General features: G+C 50.1%; 2 protein-coding genes. Both read left to right on the forward strand.

Annotation, left to right across the window (positions count from 1 at the left end):
* The first annotated feature begins 396 nt into the window (after positions 1-396).
* Positions 397-1,593: a DDE-type integrase/transposase/recombinase gene (locus ACREB4_RS21155; protein WP_431590216.1), complete on the forward strand. Its 1,197-nt coding sequence runs from the start codon at positions 397-399 to the stop codon at positions 1,591-1,593.
* Between the two features lie 546 nt (positions 1,594-2,139).
* Positions 2,140-2,794 (forward strand): hypothetical protein (locus ACREB4_RS21160; protein WP_431590215.1); only part of this gene is annotated, 655 nt, incomplete at its 3' end.

Raw genomic sequence — 2,794 nt, forward strand, 5'->3', positions numbered from 1 at the left:
AATATTGCCTGTATTAACAAGGACTTTACGGAATTAGCCCCGATACAAGAGTCCGTGGCACTTACGGACCGACTTCTCCAGGCTAACCGAGAGGCGCCGTCACTAAATGCATTACGCGCTCAAGCTAAAAGCTCAGAAGGCGACTTTACGCTAGAGGAGGGCCTGCTTCTTTATAACGATCGGCTAGTAGTACCATTAGGGGACAAGAACCTTACTACTGAATTAATTAAAGAAGCCCACACGCAAGTGTCAACAGCACACCCTGGCCGGGATAAAACCTATCACCTTCTACGACCTCGATATTACTGGAAGAACATGCTGCATGATATCGAACGCTATATCCGCAACTGTAACACTTGCCGCAGATGCCACGCCCCACGAGATAAGACTCCTGGCATGCTGCACCCCCTGCCTGTACCCCAGCGTCCTTGGCAACATATCACCATGGATTTCAAATCTGCGCCAAAAGACAAAAAGGGTTTTGACAATATATATGTAGTTATTGACCGGTTATCAAAACAGGCAGTCTCGATCCCATGCCATAAGGAGGTTACGGCTGAGGGCATGGCACGCCTCTTTATACGCCACGTTTATAGCTATTTTGGACCCCCTGACTCAATCGTCTCTGATCGAGGACCGCAATTTATATCCCAGTTCTGGAGAGAGTTCTGTCGAATCCTAGGGGTTAAAATACGACTCTCTACGGCAAATCACCCTCAAACTGACGGTCAAACTGAGATCATGAATGAATATAACGACCAGCGTTTACGACCTTTTGTTAGCTACTACCAGGACAATTGGTCAGACCTGCTACCTCTTATGGATTACGCCCAACTTACGCTACCACATTCAAGCCTTGGTATGCTATCACCGTTCGAGGTTCTATACGGGTACACTCCACGTACCTCGTTCGACTGGAAGGACCCCCAGCCTGGGTCTAGCGATATAGAGTTGCTGAGCCAGCGTACCGCTAAAGAGCTTGCCCAGCGCATGTCACAGGCAGTTGACTATGCGCGCCAATCAATTAAGAAGGCTCAAACTATAAAGGAGCGTGTTGTGAATGCACACCGCCGGCCAGTCGATTGGAGGGTTGGTGACAAAGTATGGGTTTCGACTAAGCCTTGGACTACTGAGCGGCCAAGTAAAAAGCTCGACCAGCAGATGGCAGGACCCTATAAAGTCCTAGAACAGGTCGGTTACTCTTGGCGCATAGAATTACCGGACTCAATCAAGGTTCATAATGTGCTCCCTTCAGACCGATTACGCAAGGCGTCTGAGGACCCCCTTCCTGGCCAAGTTGAAGAACCTCCGCCACCAATTCAAGTTACTGGCGACGCTGAATACGAGGTCCAAGAGGTCCTAGCTAGTAAGACCCTACGCCGGCGATTATATTATAGGGTCCACTGGACTGGCCACGACCCGGATCCTACGTGGTATCCAGCGTCGAACTTCAAATACGCCCCACATAAACTACAGGTGTTTCACGACAAATATCCCCTAGCAGCCGGGCCGCCACAACGCTTACCAGAATGGATTGCGGCGTATAATGCAGGGCGCGACGAATATAAGGACCTTAATAGTGATGGGGTGTAATACATGGTCAATCGGGACGATCGACATTCCAAAGGGGGGGGTAATGTGACGGTTCTAGGTCAATAACCCAGAAACGTCACGCGTATATAGTATAGAAGGGACGGCGCGCGGGCTGTAACCAGTGAATGCTAACAGGGGAGATTATAAGTGGTGTTGAGAGCTCCGAATCGGGACTAGGGCGGCGGGCGCGCAACCTGTATTTAAGGCCCCCCACCTCCTAAGAACCTCTCCTTTCTTCCTTAGTTTAGTATTCTGACAAATAAGACCTTTTCGCGCGCTCGCCCTCTTGTTGGTGCTTTTGAGTACGTGGTCCGTCACATTATACTAAACTCTTCTTCTTCCTGCCCTCGTTGTACTCGAGGTTAAATCAGTACTACGTCTTCGACTCTCTTCTTCGACTCGACTCCACCGCGATATCGACTTCGGACACCCCTCCGTGTTGTGCATTAAGGCACAGAAAGGCTATTGAGCATTCAACTAATAGGCCAGCAACCTGACTGCTACCCCCTCAAGAATATGGCGCCAACTACACGCGCAGGAAGCCCTTTGAAGGCCACCGATAGAGCCACATACCCTGAGTTTGACCCAGACGATCCCCGCCTCCAGAACGAAGGTGAAGAGGAGCCCGATACACCTCTTACACGACAAGCCAATATGTTATCCCTCCAGGAGGCCCAAGTCAATTTAAGCCTCCAAGTTACCCAACAGGCAGCACAAATGAAGAGCATGAGCGATGTCATGGATCGGATCGTAGGCATGCTTACTGCTAAGCAGTCAGACCAGCCACTACCTTCAAAAGAAGCACCAAACCCTCCTACAGAGCGCCAAGCCAGCGCCTCGACAGCGACTACAGTTAGTGCTCCCACTAGCTCGAACTACAAGCCCAAGGCAAAGGATCCGCCGCGGTTTGGTAACGATAGCACTCTCAAGTATCTAGCATGGAAGGACCAGATACTAGATAAGTTTGAAATAGACCTAGGCATGTTTCTAACTGAGCGTTCTGCTATGCTATACCTCTTCAACCGAACCGAAGGAGACGCGCAGGATCACTTGCACCCTAGGTACACGCGCGATGTAGGTAATACAGACCCATATACCTCGACGGCTGAGATGTGGGAAACCCTTGACGCTATATATGTGAATCCACACCTTATAAGAGACTCCAAGAACGCATATAAAGAGCTAAGGATGGGCCCAAACC

The organism is Aquabacterium sp. (assembly GCF_050725395.1).
Taxonomy (GTDB): Bacteria; Pseudomonadota; Gammaproteobacteria; order Burkholderiales; family Burkholderiaceae_C; genus Aquabacterium.

What these genes read in the sequence shown, in the direction of transcription:
- ACREB4_RS21155 (WP_431590216.1), top strand. Translation starts at nt 397, where the DNA reads ATGCTGCACCCCCTGCCTGTACCCCAGCGTCCTTGGCAACATATCACC.